Here is a 16,124-nt window from a genome sequence, read left to right on the forward strand (position 1 = left end):
ATATAAGGGTTTTAAGTGGGTTTAATTTTTAAAAAGTTACTAAAGGCATCTGTTTTTCAATAACCTGCGTGTCGATTTTCACGCTAAAGCGCACAAGGTGTGCCAAATTGTTTACTCGTTGGCGACAAAACAGGCGCAAATTGCCCGTTTTGCTTTTTTCGGTAAGCTGTCTGTTCTTTGAGCAGCGGCATATGATTTTATTATACCCGCTGTGGCGCGGTTCTTCTTGAAAAAGCAGCTGCCAAATGCTACTATATACCTTATCATATTTAATGGGCAATAATGCTAATTGTTTAACAGGAAAGCTGGGAGAGGAAAAGATGACTATTCAGGAGAGATTCGGAATTCACGTGTTTCATGACGAAATCATGGAGCGCATGCTGCCCGCCGAGGTGTTTTTGAGCTTGCGTAAAACGCGAAAAGAAGGCGGAAAGCTTGACGAAAGCATTGCAGGTCCGGTGGCCGAAGCCATGCTCAAATGGGCGGTTGAGCAGGGGGCGACCCATTATCTGCACTGGTTTCAGCCGCTGACCAACGCTGCCGCCGGCAAGAGTGAGGGCTTTTTAGAGCCTTGCGGCGACGGCACCGCTATTTTGGAATTCAGCTCACGTGCGCTGGTGCAGGGCGAGCCGGACGCGTCGTCCTTTCCCTCGGGTGGCATTCGAAACACCTTCGAGGCCAGAGGCTATACGGCGTGGGATCCGACTTCCTCGGTGTTTGTCAAGGATAAAACACTTTATATCCCCACGGCATTTTGTGGGCCGAGTGGCATTTCGCTCGACCAAAAAACGCCGCTGCTGCGCTCGATGGAAGCGCTGTCAACTCAGGCGGTTCGCATTCTTCGGCTTCTGGGTGACACAGAAACCACGCGTGTCATCACGATGGTCGGTGCCGAGCAGGAATATTTCCTCGTCGACCGCGAGCGTTACGAGCAGCGCCTCGATTTAAAGCTCTGCGGCAGAACGCTCATCGGCGCGCCGCCCCCAAAAAGCCAGGAGCTTGATGACCACTATTTCGGCCGTGTGCGGCTGCGCATTTCGTCGTTCATGCACGAGCTGGACGAAAGACTTTGGGAGCTTGGTGTGGCCGCCAAGACCAAGCACAACGAGGTGGCGCCCACTCAGCACGAGTTGGCGACGGTATATGATTCGGCCAACGTCACCTGCGACACTAACCAACTGATCATGGAGACCATGAAGGAGATCGCCAAGCGCCACAACCTGGCCTGCCTGCTTCATGAAAAGCCGTTTGCCCGCGTAAACGGCTCGGGCAAGCACAATAACTATTCGCTTTGTACCGATAAAGGAAAGAATCTGCTGTCCCCCGGCGAGCATCCTGAGAACAACCTGACATTTATCCTGTTTCTTGCTGCTTTTGTGCGCGGGGCGGACCGCTATGCGGCGCAGCTTCGCCTTTCGACCGCGACGCCGGGCAACGACCACCGCTTAGGCGGTTTTGAGGCCCCGCCAGCCATTATCTCGATGTTTTTGGGCGAGCGTTATACCAATCTGCTGGCCGCGTGCAGCCGCGACGATACCGGCGCGCACGTACGCCCGGTGTCGGTGGGCGTCAACACCATCCCCAGCGTACTGGCTGACGACGCCGACCGCAACCGCACCTCACCCTTCGCCTTCACCGGCAATAAGTTTGAGTTCCGTATGGTCGGCTCGGCACAGTCGATTGCATTGGCCAACATCGTGTTAAACGCCATGATTTGTGACAGCCTCGACGCCTTTGCGAACCGGCTTGAAAACAGCACCGACATCGATAAGACCGTGCGTGAGATCGCCTGCGAGACCTATGTCAATCACGGCCGCATCATCATGAACGGCAACAATTATTCTGAGGACTGGAAGATTGAAGCTGCTCGACGCGGCTTGCCGATACTCTCCAACGCGCTGGACGCCGCTGCCGTCTGGAAGCAGCCGGACACCGTTGACCTGTTCGGGCGCTTTGGCATCTTCTCGCCGGTCGAGTGCAGCTCGCGCCATGAAATCATGCTGGAAAACTACAGCAAAATTACGCTGATTGAAGCCAACACGCTGCTGGAGATGATGCAGCGCGAGGTGTTGCCGGCAGTGATCGCCTACACCGGAAAAACCGCCGAGAGCCTGCGGCAGCTGCGTTCCGTTGGGCTTGACAACGCCGAGCTGTTTAATTATATCGAAACGCTGTCCGACTCGATCAGCAAACTGACGCAGCGCACCCAAAAGCTGCGCGACAACGTTTTGGCGCTACCCGACGAAAGCCACGAGCGTGCGACCCTTTATATCCGCGACGTAATTCAGAAGGATATGCAGAACATTCGCGAAGTGTCGGATTTTGTCGAGCGGATGATGGATAAGACCTGCTGGCCGATGCCGACCTACACCGATCTGATGCACCGCGTTTAAATGGGCTGCAAAACCCAATCGCTTGTTAAAGCGATGCTTTATAAAATTTACTTTATCGAAACTCTGGGGCGGCTTTTGCCGCCTCTTTTTTATGGGACGGTCTTTGATAGAAACGGGGTTAACGCAGATTATCATCGCGCCTTGTCACTGCTTAATTTGGAGCTATTTATCGCTGTAACTTACAAAAAAAGTCTAATTATGTCAAAACACCCAGTAATTTGATGGGGATAAAAATGAAAATTTATTGTGTAAAATGATCTATACTTGAATGGCTTTGTTGTGGGATAGTCTGAAAATGAAACAAATTTTAATAATTATGCCATAATTTTAAGAAAGTCTATTAACAACTCGAAGTAAAAGGTATATAATAAGGCCGATAGAAAACTGGAAATTGTATATCCGTTGGGCTGTGTGCCTTTTTATCACAGATTTTTATAAGGAATAGAAAAATGACGACAGAAGACAGACTGACCAAACTTGATACGCTGCTGAGTGCCTACACCAATTATTTTGATATTCAGCGCGACGTTACAGCCGGAGACGTGACCTTTGCAGCGCTGGCGCAGTACCATTCCAGATCGGGCAAATACATTCTGGTTAAATCTGCAAAGATATGGTCCATCGAAATGAACGAGTACGTCTATTTCGCTGTGGTTGATCATCTCGACGTGAATAGGTTGGAAGCCCTGTACAAAGCGGCTCGAGACGCCGGTCTCGCACTGATAAAACCGCACAGTGAACATATGCGTTCCTATGTGTCGCTGGCGATCATCGCGGATTCGATTGACCCAGAAGCGCAAAAGGCGCTTTGCAAAATCAGGTTCCGCAAAAGTTTTTGGCTTGCACTCCATGGCTGGATGGAGTTTCGCATTGCGGCAATAGACCTTTCGGCGGGGCAGGTTTTTTCAAACCCTGCAGGAAGGGACGTTCGGGCGACGCTCGAACGCAATTTGCAACCCAAATAAGAGAGGAGAAAACACATGAACTCACTGGTTATTCTGGTAATTGGTATCGCGGTGTTGTTTGCGGGCTATGTTACATATGGCAGCTGGCTTAGCAAGCAGTGGGGAATTGACCCCAAAAAGGTAACCCCGGCCCACACATTGACGGATGGAAAGGATTATGTCCCCGCCAAGTCTCCTGTGCTTCTCGGACATCACTTTGCTTCTATCGCGGGCGCGGGCCCCATCAACGGACCGATTCAGGCCGCTATCTTCGGTTGGGTTCCGGTTCTGCTGTGGATCCTGATCGGCGGCATTTTCTTTGGTGCGGTTCAGGACTTTTCGGCACTGGTCGCTTCTATCCGCCATCAGGGCAAGTCGATTGGTCACGTCATTGAAGTGAACGTCGGCGCAAAGGCAAAAAAACTGTTCCTGATATTCTCGTACCTGACGCTGCTTCTGGTTGTTGCCGCGTTTGCCAGCATCGTGGTCAGCACCTTTGCAGGCTTCAGTGCAGATGGTGCGCTTAACACGCCTAATGGCCGTACAGCCTCCACTTCAATGCTGTTTATCGTGATTTCCATCGTTTTTGGTGCAATGGTTTATCGCAGAAATGCGCCGCTTGGAATTTCAACCGCTATTGGTGTTGCTGGGATTCTCGCCTGTATGTATATCGGGTATAAATTACCCATTTATCTTGCTGGTAACGTTTGGCTTGGAATCGTTCTTGCTTATATTTTTGTCGCTTCTGTCACCCCGGTCTGGATTCTACTCCAGCCGCGTGACTACTTAAACTCTTTCTTGCTTTACGGCATGATGATTGCCGCCGTTCTCGGCATTCTGGTTGCGCATCCCCCGATCGCCCTACCGGCTTTCAATGGCTTCATGGTAGGCGGCGTCAAGGGTTATGCCAGCGGCTATCTCTTCCCGACGCTGTTCATCACTGTGGCCTGCGGCGCTATTTCGGGTTTCCACAGCCTAGTCGGCTCCGGTACAACGTCCAAGCAGCTCGATAGAGAGACCGACGCCAAGCTGATCGGCTACGGCGGCATGCTCATCGAGTGCGCACTGGCTATTATTGCACTGATCTGTGTAGGTGTTCTCTTTAAAGATGGCGCATTTCCCACCGGTTCTCCTCCTGCAATTTTCGCAACCGGTATTGCTTCCATGCTTGAAGTTGTCGCGGGTCCGGCTTCCCGTGAAATCGCTTATTCCACCATTATTCTGGCGGTTTCAGCTTTCTGCTTAACTTCGTTAGATACCGCGACGCGCCTGGCCCGTTACATGTTCCAGGAATTCTTCATCGCTGAGGGCGAGGACCCTGCAACACTGACTGGCTATAAGAAGTTTTTCGCTAATCCCTACGTTGCCACCGCAATCACTGTCGCTATCGGCGGCGCAATGGCATCCGGTGGTTACACCAAGATCTGGCCGTTGTTCGGCGCTGCTAATCAGCTGCTTGCTGCGCTGGCTCTGTTAGCTGCCGCTGCTTGGCTGGGCAACATCGGCAAGAACAACAAAATGTTCCTGTTCCCGATGGGATTCATGCTCTGCGCCACCATCAGCTCGCTACTGCTTACCCTTAAAACCAAGATTGGCGTACTCGCAGCCGGCAATGGCTCCATCGGCGCCGAAGGCCTGCAGGTTTTCTTTGCCGCTTTGCTGGTCATTTTGGCGGTTGACCTCACTATCGAAGGTGTCAAGACCCTCAATAGCAAAAAGCCCGCTAAATCTAGCAAGTAACCTGTTGTTAATTACTCTGAATTAGTATAGAATAAAAGACGCTGCATGAGCGGCGTCTTTTATTATGTTCAGATAAGGAATGAGCTTTTATGAACGGTTATTTAAAGGGGTGCCTTTACGTTATTTTATCGGCGATTATTTTCGGGTGCATGCCCCTGATGGCCAAAAATATTTACGCTGAGGGTGTCAATGCCATCAGCCTAGTTTTGTTGAGAAATGTTTTGGCGATTCCGGTGCTTTATCTGCTGTTGCGTATTAAAAAGATCAATATACGACCCGCTAAAGAGGGGGCGCTTAAACGCATCGCGTTGCTCGGTCTTTATGGGACGGTTTTGACCCCTGCTCTATTGTTTTCTTCCTACAACTACATATCCTCAGGCACGGCGACAACGCTGCATTTCGTTTATCCTGTTTTTGTGCTGTTGGGCTGCGCTGTATTTTTTCATGACAAAATCGGCCTGGTCAAGGGTTGCTCTGTGCTGCTTGGCAGCATCGGCATGTTGTTTTTCTATACGCCCGGAGAAAATGCGCAGTTTTTTGGTATGGCATTGGCGATTGCCTCGGGCATTACCTATGCGGCTTACATCGTCTATCTTGATAAAAGCGGGTTGGGGAATGAACATCCCTTTAAAATTGGATTTGGTATGGCAGTCAGCTGTTTTTTCTTACTAGGACCCTGTGTCACGCTAGCCGGTGGTCTAACGTTGCCCAAATCTTTTTTGGGCTGGGCGTTGTGCTTGTTCTTTTCCATAGTTATTATGGTGGGGGCGGTGGTGCTGTTTCAAATGGGCGCGGCGATTGTCGGGCCGCAGCGCGCTGCAATACTTAGCACTTCTGAGCCGATTACTGGAATCGTAGTCGGAATCATAGCTTTTGGTGAACCGTTTGGTTTAAAAACCGCGCTGGGGTCGGTACTAATTATCGCCTCAGTGGTGCTGCTTACCGTTTTTGATAAAAAGACGGAGCAACAGCTTTCGGCTGTCAACGCTGAGCGGCAATTATAAGCTGTTCTTGACGGTGAATCGGGTTTATATTATCATTAAGTTCAACACAACCAAAATCAAAAGCCAGAAAGGGCGTATGATATGAAGCGACCGGCATCTAAAGCACAGTTTGTTGCAGTAGTGATTATTGCATTGATGGTGCTGGCCTCCGTTGGATTTTTGATCTATCAGCAGCTTCAGCCGAAGCAACCGGCTGTGAGCGCCGTCGTGTCAATTGATGGTATCGAGGTTTGTACTGTTGATCTTTCTAAAGACGTCGAACCTTATGACATTGACCTCGACGCGTTATTCGGTGTGGGTGTGGTGCTGGAGGTCAAAGAGCATGAAATTCATTTTAAATCTTCCACCTGCCCGGACCAGATCTGCGTGCATGCAGGGTGGCTCTGGCGCGATATGGATATTGCCGTCTGTATGCCCAACAAGGTTTCGGTGATGGTTGTTCCGACGGCTGACCTGCCCGGATAAACACCGGTGCGGATATGTTTGACAACCGACGCGGAAAGTGCTACCATGAACATTGCAAGGGAGCTTTCTTTTGGAAGGCTGAGAGGAGGGGCATAACCCCTCGACCTTACCTGATTTGGATAATGCCAACGTAGGGATGCGGTGCAATCAAAATTTTTTAGAGTGGAGTTTTCGCTCGATAAGATGATGAAAAAGGTATCCCAGAAAGGGATGCCTTTTTTTAATGCCGTCACCGCTTGCCCAGAAAGAAAGGAATGAATTATATGAAAAAGGTTCTCACCATTGCGGGCTCAGACTGCAGTGGCGGCGCCGGAATTCAGGCCGACATCAAGACGATGACGGCGCACGGCGTTTACGCCATGAGCGCCATCACAGCGCTAACTGCTCAAAACACCACGGGGGTTTACGGCGTGATGGAAGCGACACCTGAGTTTGTCGCGCAGCAGCTCGACTGCATCTTTCAGGATATCCGCCCCGACGCGGTTAAGATCGGCATGGTTTCCAATGCCGGTATCATTGAGATGATTGCGAGAAAGCTTGGCGATTACCGCGCGGAAAACATCGTGGTCGACCCGGTTATGGTCTCGACCAGTGGCAGCCGCCTGATCTCGGACAGTGCGCTCGATACGCTTAAAACCAAGCTGTTGCCGATGGCGACAGTCATCACTCCGAACATCCCCGAGGCGGAATGCCTTTGCGGCTTTGCGGTACATAACACCGACGACATGCTACGCGCCGCCAGAGCGATGGAAAAGCTACTGGGGGGCGGCATCATCATCAAGGGCGGGCATCTGTCTGATTCGGCCGACGACCTGCTGCTCTATCAGGGCGAGTCGCACTGGTATCGCTCAGAGCGTGTGGCAAACCCCAATAACCACGGCACCGGTTGCACGCTTTCTTCCGCTATTGCCTGCAACCTTGCGTTGGGGCATCCGCTGCCGGAAGCTTTTAAACGTTCCAAGGACTACATCACCGGCGCTTTATCTGCCATGCTGAACTTAGGGCAGGGCAGCGGTCCCTTAAACCACTGCTTTAACATTAAGGAGGCGGCACAGTGAACGCAAGTGTCGCGATTCAGGTTCTGCCCAAGGTGGAAGGCGACGAGACGCTCCGCATTGTGGATGCCGTGATTGCCTATATCAAGTCCAGCGGTCTGCACTATGTGGTCGGGGCCTTTGAAACCACCATCGAGGGCGACTATGATCAACTGATGGAGATTGTCAAACAGTGTTCGCTCATATGCATTCGCGAAGGCGCACCCAGCGTCATGAGCTATGTCAAAATCAGTTACAGTCCTGATGGCGTCTGGACGATAGACGAAAAGATCCAAAAGCATCAACAATAAAAATGGACCGAGGCATGAATAAATGAATGCAATTAAAATCCGAAAAATGGTGCTCACTGCAATGTTCGCTTGTCTAAGCTTTGTGCTGTGTACCTTTGTTTATTTTCCGTCGATGGCACCGTTTCAGCATTTTGTCAACGTGTTGGCTGCGGTCTTTCTTGGGCCGTGGTACGGCCTGGCCGCTGCATTTTTGACCGGTGTCATGCGCATGATGAGCGGACGTACCATTCAGGCGTTGATAGGCGCTGTTTTTGGCGCTTTCCTATCGGGTCTGCTCTACCAAAAGACAAAAAAACTCTGGGCCGCCGTCGTTGGCGAGGTGATTGGAACCGGTATCATCAGTGCGATGGTTGCCTATCCGCTCATGAAAATGTGGTACGGGCTTGACGCTCAGTCACCGTTTTATTACATTCCGTTCTACACACCGTCCTCGATGATGGGGGCGTTTCTCGCGGTGCTGGTGCCCGGTGTGCTCAAGCGGTCCGGTATGTTGCAGCGCCTGCTCGACGATATCAACCGCTAGGGGGCACACGATGAAACAGACCATACAAAACATACGCGATAAAAAACCACTCGTGCACTGCATCACCAACTTTGTCACCGTCAACGACTGCGCCAACATCATCCTCGCTGCGGGCGGTACGCCGACCATGGCGCACGACATCCGCGAGGTCGAAGAGATTGTATCCATCGCTTCTGCGCTGGTTCTAAATCTTGGCACGGTGGGGGATATCGACGCGATGATCGCTGCCGGAAGACGCGCCAACGCACTGGGTAAGCCGATTGTGCTAGACCCCGTCGCGGCGGGGGCTTCCCGCCTGCGCAACGAAAGCTGTGCGCAGATATTAAAGGAACTGAAGCTGTCGGTCATTCGCGGCAATATCTCAGAGATCAAGTCGCTGGCGATCGGTCATGCCGATACCCGCGGCGTCGACGCGGGCGAAAAAGACGTCGTCACCGAAAAAAATCTCGAGGCTGTCTGCAAGATGGCTAAGAATTTTGCCAAGGCCACCGGCTCAGTTATCGCCATTTCGGGTCGGTTGGACATTATCGCCGACGCCGAACACGCCTGCGTCATAACAAACGGCTGTGGCGAGATGGCTCAAATCACCGGCAGCGGATGCATGCTCACTGCGCTGATCGGAACATTTGCGGGCGCACAACCCGACGATCTCTACACTGCCACCTTCGAGGCTGTTTCAGCCATGGGGCTGTGTGGGGAGCTGGCACGCGAAAAGATGCTGGTCAACCACGCAGGGACGGCGTCGTTTAGAACCTACCTGATTGATGCCGTAAGCCTGCTCACCGACCACCAGTTAGAAGGAGGACAACGCATTGAAAATAGATAAAAGCACGATGTTGCTCTACGCCGTCACCGACCGCACCTGGTTAAACGGTGCAACGCTTGAAAGTGTGGTAGAAAAAGTACTGGCGGCCGGGGCGACCTTTTTACAGCTGCGCGAAAAGGGCTTGTCTGACGACGCATTTCTGGCCGAAGCCAACAAAATGAAGCCACTCGCCCAAAAATATAACGTTCCGTTTGTGATAAATGACAATATTGAGGTTGCTGTCAAATGCGGCGCAAATGGCGTTCACGTTGGCCAGTCGGACATTGTAGGGCGTGATGTCCGCGCGCTTGTCGGGCCGGACATGATTCTTGGCATCTCGGCCAACACGGTGGAGACGGCAAAACGTGCTGAGGAGAGCGGTGCGGATTATATCGGTGTCGGTGCGGTGTTTGGCACAGCCACAAAAAAGGATGCCCAGGCCATCAGTGTCGAACGTCTGCGCGAAATTTGCGCGGCAGTCAGCATTCCGGTTGTGGCCATCGGCGGCATCAACGAACATAACATCTTACAGCTTGCGGGCAGTGGTATTGACGGCGTGGCGGTCATTTCTGCTATTTTTGCAAAGCCGGACGTCGCCACCGCCACCCGCGAGCTGCGAAAGCTCAGTGAGAAGGTGGTGAACGGCTAGGCTATGAATAAACACTTTGCAATTTTTGATATGGATGGCACACTGATAGACTCCATGCCAGCGTGGCGCGGGCTGGGCAAGAATTTTCTTCTTTCCCGTGGTATCACACCGCCGGACGACCTGCGCAAAATCATTGCGCCGATGACGTTGCAGCAGTCGGCGGAATATTTTAAGACACTGGGCGTCAAAGGTAAGACCGACGCAATTGTCAAAGCGCTAAACAGCTATATGCGCACACAGTATGAGACGGCCATCGAGCCGCGCGAAAATGTTGCGCAATATCTTGAGGCTATCAAAGCCGCCGGCGTGCGCTGCTGCGTGGCGACTGCCACCGACGAGGCGCTGGCGCGCACCTGTTTAGGGCGGCTGGATTTGCTCAAATACTTTGAATTTATCGTCAGCTGTGAGGATATCGGCGTGGGCAAGACCAGCCCGGCGGTTTACCACGCAGCGGCAGAGCGGTTGGGCGCAGCACCGGCCGACATCGCCGTTTATGAGGACGTTCCCTATGCCGCCGAAACGGCGAAACAAGCGGGTTATTACGTCGTTGGCGTCTATGACCCTTCGGCAGAACGACATCAGGAACGCCTGAAGCTGACTATCGACGAATACATCGCGGATTACGCCGCAGCTGCTGTGGCGCTGACAGGGGAGGTATCGGTATGACTTTCACCGACCGCTTACATAAAAGCACAGAATCGATCTGGGCGGGTTTTCACGCCCACCCGTTCGTCAAAGGTATCGGAGACGGCACCCTTAACATTGACCGTTTTCGCTTTTTTCTGGTTCAGGATTATATCTATCTTTTTGAGTATGCCAAAGTTTTCGCGCTTGGCGTAGCAAAGGCAAAAAAACCCGCACATATGTGCCGCTTCGCCAAAAGTGTGGAGGCTGTACTCAATGGCGAAATGACCATCCACAAAGCCTATATGAAGCGTCTGGGCATCGATGAGCGGGACGCCGAGACAGCAAAGCCTGCACTGGCGAACAGCTCTTACACAAACTACATGCTGTCGGTGGGCTTTACCGGCGATGTGGCCGCCATCACGGCGGCGATATTGGCCTGCTCGTGGAGCTATGCCGAAATTGGTCTGCGCTTGAATCAAATTTCGGGTGCGGCGGCGCATCCGCTTTATGGTGAGTGGATTTCGGGCTATTGCCAAGACGCCTATCAAGAAGAGAATAATGCGCTGATTGAGCTAATGAATACGCTGGCCGAGGGGCGCAGCGAAGAAGAACTGACCTATCTCGAAGAGGTGTTTATCAATTGCAGCCGGCACGAGGCGCAGTTTTGGGATATGGCATGGAAGATGGAGGATTAGCAATGCTTTCGCTTCGAGAGGTGACCTACCAATATCCGAAGGAATCGGCCCCGACCGTTGAAGGGCTCTCCTTTGATATGCAAAAAGGCGAGTTTGTTTCACTCGTCGGGGTCAGCGGCTGCGGTAAAAGCACTATTTTTCGGTTAATTAACGGCCTGATCCATGCTCATGCGGGAGAAATTCTCGTCGGCGGAGAAAACGTTCGCGGTAAGCGCCACTACTGCGGCTATATGCCACAGCGCGATCTTTTGTTTCCGTGGCGCACGGTGGAAGCGAATTTAAAGCTGCCGCTTGAGATTGTAGGTGGACTGACTAAGCAGGAGATGCGGCAGCGCGCCGACAAAATGCTTGAGCAGGTGGGCCTGGCGGGCTGTGGGGACAAATACCCCGCCGAATTGTCGGGCGGCATGCGGCAGCGCGCTGCGTTTGGACGCACGGTGCTTACCGGATCCGATTTGCTGCTGCTTGACGAGCCATTTTCGGCGCTGGACTTTTTAACCCGCGTCTCCATGCAGGAGTGGCTGCTCACACAATGGGCACAACAGAAAAAAACCATCCTGTTTATCACGCATGATGTGGACGAGGCGGTTTTCCTTTCAAAACGCATACTGGTCGTAGCACAGACGCCAATTAAAACGCTTATCGATATCCCCGTGCCGCTGCCATATCCGCGCACCCGCGACATGTTGGCACGGCCTGAGATCATTAAACTGCGTGAACAGTTGGTCGCGCTGCTAAGAAAGCAGGTGGCGCTATGAAAAGGCTAAAGACTCACTCTAAAGAACAGCTCGTCCGCGCCACAAACCTGCCTGCCGCCGGGTTGGTGTTTTTACTGCTCATCCTTTGGCAGGCTATCGCCATGAAAATTAATGCCGCCTATATCATCCCGTCGCCCACGCAGATTCTTGTGCGGCTATGGGAGCTGCGCGAGACGCTGTTTTTGGTACATCTGCCCGCAACCATGCTCGTGACCTTTGTCGGCCTGCTCATTTCTATCATACTGGGGTTATCGCTTGCTGTGGCGATGGATTTAAGCCCGCTGGCCGAAAAGTCGTTTTACCCCATCATCATCGCATCGCAGACCATTCCCACCACCGCAATCGCACCGCTGTTCGTGCTGTGGTTCGGTTACGGAATCTGGAGTAAGGTGCTCGTCACGGTGCTCATCACCTTTTTCCCGATCACCATTTCGGTGTTCGATGGCTTCCGCTCAGCCAAAACCGAGATGGAAGAGCTGTTGCTGACCTATGGCGCGGGCAAAAAAGACATCTTTTTAAAACTCAAGCTGCCCGGCGCACTGCCCTATTTCTTTTCGGCGATCAAAATGGCCATTCCGCTGTCGATCATCGGCGCGGCAATAGGTGAATGGCTTGGCGCGCAAAGCGGGCTGGGTTATTTCTCACGACGGATGATGACCCAGCTCGACGGCGCGGGCGTGTTTGCCCCCATTGTGCTGCTATCCATCGTGGCAATGCTCATCGTCGGATTGATTAGTATCATCGAGCGGGCGGTTATCCGCTGGCGCAAAGAAATATAAAGATTTAAGGAGATACAATTATGAAGAAGCTATTTTCCGTTTTGCTGGTGGCGTTTATGCTGCTTGTCGCTTCCGGCTGCGGTGCAAAGACCTCGTCTGCCCCCGCCGAATCGAGCGAGGCGCCTGAACTGCAAGAAATTGACGTCGTGCTCGACTGGTACCCCAACGCGCTGCACGCCTTTATGTACACTGCCATTGAAAAGGGCTACTACGCCGACGAGGGCATAAAGGTCAATATCCGCTTCCCCTCCAACGCCAACGATGCTATGTCGCTCGTCGCGGCGGGCAAGGCACAGGTGGGGCTTTACTACCAGCAGGATGTCATCATGGCGCGCGCCAACCAGAATGTACCGGTGCGCTCAATCGGCGCGGTGGTTCAGTCGCCGCTGAACATCGTTCTGAACCTTAAAAGCGCCAATATCAGCTCCCCGAAGGATCTGGTCGGCAAAACCATTGGCTACGCCGGAACGGAACTCAATGAAGCGCTTATTCGCAGCATGATGGAAAACGTCGGCGCCGATTACAGCGACGTTCAGATGATCGACGTCGGCTTTGATCTCATGAGCTCGATGACCACCGGCAACGTTGACGCAACCATCGGCTGCTATGTCAACCATGAGGTGCCGCAAATGATCGAAGAGGGCTTTGAGGTCGATTACTTCACTGTGGACGAATATGGCGTGCCGACCTATTATGAGGGCGTGTTCATGTCCAACGACGAGATGATCAAGAATGACCCCGAGACGCTCAAAGCGTTTCTGCGGGCGAGCACCAAGGGCTTTGCCGACATGAAGGCCGACCCCGAAGAAGCGCTGGCCATTCTTTTGAAACACCAGAACACCGAGAATTTCCCGCTATCTGAATCGGTGGAGCGCCAGAGCATGACCATGCTGCTGCCGATGATGGAAACTGAGACCGCGTCGTTCCTCTCGCAGACGGATGAAGTCTGGCAGAAGAACATCGACTGGCTGTACGACCAAGGGCTGATTACCGAAAAACCAGCCGTTTCGGATTTAAAAGCTACGTTGTAATAATACTATAAGGATATAATAAAGGTTGCCACACGTTATTTGTGTGGCGACCTTTATTTTGAAAGGTAGCAAAAACTAAATTTGCTAAGAATCTAGCCTGTGGGGTTGTGGTAAAACCCTAGCGTTGATTAATTTAAAAGCCCAGGAGCGGTATCGGTATGCGTCCTTTATTCACCCAGAAAGTTTGTAAAGTTTGCGTACGTTAGATGCCCCAGCGCACAATTGACAAACCGCGTCCCCACGCCCTATACTTTTAGCAGTTAAGCGGTGTATGCTTTGAGCTTTTCGAGGAATTTTTCCACCATATCGGCGTCGGTTGCCCACGAAGTGCAAAGGCGGATCATATCCTGCGTATCGTCGACAGCGCTTTGAACCGAGAAGACGAAATCCTCTTCCAAACGTGTTAGCACCGCCTTTGGCAGAATGGGGAAGAGCTGATTGGTCACCGCCTCGGCGGCAAAGGAATAGCCCAGCGCCGCAATGCCGCTTGCCAACCGTTCAGCCATGTCGTTGGCGTGCTGCGCCAGCTTATAATAAAGGCCATCGGTGAAAAGCGTCTCAAACTGAACTCCCAGAAGGCGGCCCTTGGCTAGCAACCCGCCGCGCTGCTTGATAATGGAGCGAAAATCGGCGCCCATCTCCGGACGGTTGATCACCAGCGCTTCGCCGAACAGCGCGCCCATCTTGGTGCCGCCTATGTAAAACAGGTCGGTCAGCGCTGCGATGTCGGTCAGCGTCAGGTCGTTGCCGCGGCAGGTCAGTGCGCAGCCTAAGCGTGCGCCGTCTAGGTAAAGCGGAATGTGATACCGCTTACAAACCTCTGCCAATTCTACCAACTCTTGTTTGTGATAGACCGTGCCCAGCTCGGTCGGCTGCGAGACATACACCATGCCGGGCTGCACCATATGTTCGGCCGTAGGGTCGTCGTAGTGGGCTTTTATCAGCGCCTCCACCGCCTTGGCAGTCAGCTTGCCGTCGAGGGACGGAATGGTCAGCACCTTGTGGCCAGTGGCCTCAATCGCGCCCGATTCATGCACGCTGACATGTCCGCTTTCAGCCGAAATCATGCCCTGATGCGGACGCAGCAGCGCGGCGGCAACGGTAAGATTCGTCTGAGTGCCGCCCACCAGAAAGTGAATGTGGCTGTCGGGCCGTTTGATCTCGGTCGCAATTAGACTGCGGGCGCGGTCACAGAATTCGTCGGTACCGTAGCCCGTCGTCTGCACCAGATTAGAGGCAGCCATGGCCGTCATAATACTTTCGTGTGCACCCTCGCTGTAATCGTTTAAAAAGCTGTATTTCATCAGGCACAGTCCTTTCGGGAAAAAATATATAATCAGTATAGCACATTTTGAGCCTTGATCAATGCTAACTGTAAAGAGGATGTTATTATGTTAAATCAATCATATGCTTTCGGGGTAGATATCGGTGGAACATCGGTTAAAATGGGCCTCTTTTCAGTGGAGAGCGGCCTTTTGGAAAAGTGGCAGATCCCTTCGCATACCGACGGGGATAGCGCCGCCATGCTCGCCGAGATTGCCGACAGTATTCTAAAAAAGACGGCGGAAAAGGGGATTACACCGGCGGATGTCTGCGGTGTTGGCGTGGGTGCGCCCGGCCCGGTTGATGCGCAGGGCGTCGTGCACGGCTGCGTGAACCTCGGCTGGGGAGAAGTAGCGCTAAAAACTGATCTTGAAGCGCTATGTGGTTTTGTCGTCCGTGCAGAAAACGATGCTAACGTTGCCGCGCTCGGCGAACTTTGGCAGGGCTCGGCAAAGGATTGCGACAGCATGGTGCTGCTGACATTGGGCACCGGCGTGGGCGGTGCGGTAATCTTGGGCGGTAGGCTGTTAAAAGGTGCGCACGGCTGCGCCGGAGAGGTGGGGCATATCGCTGTCTGTCCCGATGAAACGGTGCCGTGCAGCTGTGGCAGACGTGGCTGTCTTGAGCAGTACGCCTCCGCTTCGGGGCTGGTGCGGCTTGCAAAAAAGATCGTAGACTCTGGGACAGAGTCTACGCTGGTAGGACAACAGGTTACTGCCGAAGAGATATTTTTAGCGGCTCAATCGAATGATGTTGCTGCACTGCTGGCAATCGACTGTCTTGCAAAATTCCTGGGGGGCGCGCTTGCGGACATTGCTGCGGTCTGCGACCCGCAGGTTATTGTGATCGGTGGCGGGTTATCACAGGCAGGCGAACTGTTGTGTGCTACCGTGACGCGGCATTATCGTAGCATGGCCTTCGGCGATATGGCCAATACCCCCATTAAAATTGCTACGCTGCAAAATGACGCTGGCATATGGGGTGCCGCTGGCTTGTTGCTGAACAACTACCCTAATCACATGGCAAAATGATGGCGTTTGGTA

17 protein-coding genes and 1 riboswitch are annotated in these 16,124 nt (G+C 52.8%); of the genes, 16 read left to right on the forward strand and 1 reads right to left on the reverse strand.

The features are described from left to right. Positions 1-320 precede the first annotated feature (320 nt). The 15 genes from RBH76_12845 (at position 321) to RBH76_12915 (ending at position 13,758) form a co-directional block, all read left to right on the forward strand. Positions 321-2,393: a glutamine synthetase III gene (locus RBH76_12845; GenBank protein ID WMJ83604.1), complete on the forward strand. Its 2,073-nt coding sequence runs from the start codon at positions 321-323 to the stop codon at positions 2,391-2,393. 449 nt (positions 2,394-2,842) lie between these two features. After that, positions 2,843-3,358, forward strand: coding sequence for a hypothetical protein (locus RBH76_12850; protein WMJ83605.1), 516 nt, complete (start codon positions 2,843-2,845; stop codon positions 3,356-3,358). 15 nt (positions 3,359-3,373) lie between these two features. Continuing rightward, positions 3,374-5,077 carry a carbon starvation protein A gene (locus tag RBH76_12855; protein ID WMJ83606.1) on the forward strand — a complete coding sequence of 568 codons (1,704 nt, stop codon included), beginning with the start codon at positions 3,374-3,376 and terminating at the stop codon, positions 5,075-5,077. Positions 5,078-5,166: 89 nt separating this feature from the next. Continuing rightward, entirely contained in the window at positions 5,167-6,081 is a 915-nt protein-coding gene (locus RBH76_12860) for a DMT family transporter (protein ID WMJ83607.1), read from the forward strand. Between the two features lie 81 nt (positions 6,082-6,162). Beyond that, positions 6,163-6,546, forward strand: coding sequence for a NusG domain II-containing protein (locus tag RBH76_12865; GenBank protein ID WMJ83608.1), 384 nt, complete (start codon positions 6,163-6,165; stop codon positions 6,544-6,546). A gap of 46 nt (positions 6,547-6,592) precedes the next feature. Next, a riboswitch (TPP riboswitch) is annotated at positions 6,593-6,701 on the forward strand. A 108-nt stretch (positions 6,702-6,809) separates the two neighbouring features. Beyond that, complete coding sequence (gene thiD, locus RBH76_12870) at positions 6,810-7,604, forward strand: bifunctional hydroxymethylpyrimidine kinase/phosphomethylpyrimidine kinase (protein ID WMJ83609.1); 795 nt, start codon at positions 6,810-6,812, stop codon at positions 7,602-7,604. Further along, positions 7,601-7,891 carry a thiamine-binding protein gene (locus RBH76_12875; protein ID WMJ83610.1) on the forward strand — a complete coding sequence of 97 codons (291 nt, stop codon included), beginning with the start codon at positions 7,601-7,603 and terminating at the stop codon, positions 7,889-7,891. Before thiD ends, RBH76_12875 begins: the two co-directional genes overlap by 4 nt. Positions 7,892-7,913: 22 nt before the next feature. Continuing rightward, on the forward strand, positions 7,914-8,414 hold the full coding sequence (thiW, locus tag RBH76_12880; GenBank protein WMJ83611.1) for an energy coupling factor transporter S component ThiW: 501 nt from the start codon (positions 7,914-7,916) through the stop codon (positions 8,412-8,414). 10 nt (positions 8,415-8,424) lie between these two features. Then, a complete protein-coding gene (gene thiM / locus RBH76_12885; protein ID WMJ83612.1) occupies positions 8,425-9,240 on the forward strand; it encodes a hydroxyethylthiazole kinase in 816 nt (271 codons plus the stop codon). Further along, the gene (gene thiE / locus RBH76_12890; GenBank protein ID WMJ83613.1) at positions 9,227-9,868 is read left to right on the forward strand and encodes a thiamine phosphate synthase; all 642 of its coding nucleotides are present in this window, start codon (positions 9,227-9,229) and stop codon (positions 9,866-9,868) included. Before thiM ends, thiE begins: the two co-directional genes overlap by 14 nt. A 3-nt stretch (positions 9,869-9,871) precedes the next feature. After that, on the forward strand, positions 9,872-10,534 hold the full coding sequence (locus RBH76_12895; GenBank protein WMJ83614.1) for an HAD family phosphatase: 663 nt from the start codon (positions 9,872-9,874) through the stop codon (positions 10,532-10,534). After that, positions 10,531-11,190, forward strand: a complete 660-nt coding sequence (gene tenA / locus RBH76_12900; protein ID WMJ83615.1) for a thiaminase II — start codon at positions 10,531-10,533, stop codon at positions 11,188-11,190. Before RBH76_12895 ends, tenA begins: the two co-directional genes overlap by 4 nt. Before the next feature lie 2 nt (positions 11,191-11,192). After that, positions 11,193-11,948 carry an ABC transporter ATP-binding protein gene (locus RBH76_12905; protein ID WMJ85235.1) on the forward strand — a complete coding sequence of 252 codons (756 nt, stop codon included), beginning with the start codon at positions 11,193-11,195 and terminating at the stop codon, positions 11,946-11,948. Then, on the forward strand, positions 11,945-12,727 hold the full coding sequence (locus RBH76_12910) for an ABC transporter permease (GenBank protein WMJ83616.1): 783 nt from the start codon (positions 11,945-11,947) through the stop codon (positions 12,725-12,727). The genes RBH76_12905 and RBH76_12910 overlap by 4 nt, the downstream gene beginning before the upstream one ends. Before the next feature lie 20 nt (positions 12,728-12,747). Further along, complete coding sequence (locus RBH76_12915) at positions 12,748-13,758, forward strand: ABC transporter substrate-binding protein (protein WMJ83617.1); 1,011 nt, start codon at positions 12,748-12,750, stop codon at positions 13,756-13,758. Positions 13,759-14,018: 260 nt separating this feature from the next. On the opposite strand, the gene RBH76_12920 is transcribed toward RBH76_12915, so the two are convergent. Continuing rightward, positions 14,019-15,062: an aminotransferase class I/II-fold pyridoxal phosphate-dependent enzyme gene (locus tag RBH76_12920; GenBank protein WMJ83618.1), complete on the reverse strand. Its 1,044-nt coding sequence runs from the start codon at positions 15,060-15,062 to the stop codon at positions 14,019-14,021. An 87-nt stretch (positions 15,063-15,149) separates the two neighbouring features. Between RBH76_12920 and RBH76_12925 the strand changes: the two genes are divergently transcribed. Beyond that, positions 15,150-16,112 (forward strand): ROK family glucokinase, encoded by a 963-nt coding sequence (locus RBH76_12925; GenBank protein ID WMJ83619.1) that lies wholly within the window; start codon positions 15,150-15,152, stop codon positions 16,110-16,112. Positions 16,113-16,124 lie beyond the last annotated feature (12 nt).

It is taken from the genome of Oscillospiraceae bacterium MB24-C1 (assembly GCA_030913685.1).
GTDB lineage: Bacteria > Bacillota > Clostridia > Oscillospirales > Ruminococcaceae > Yanshouia.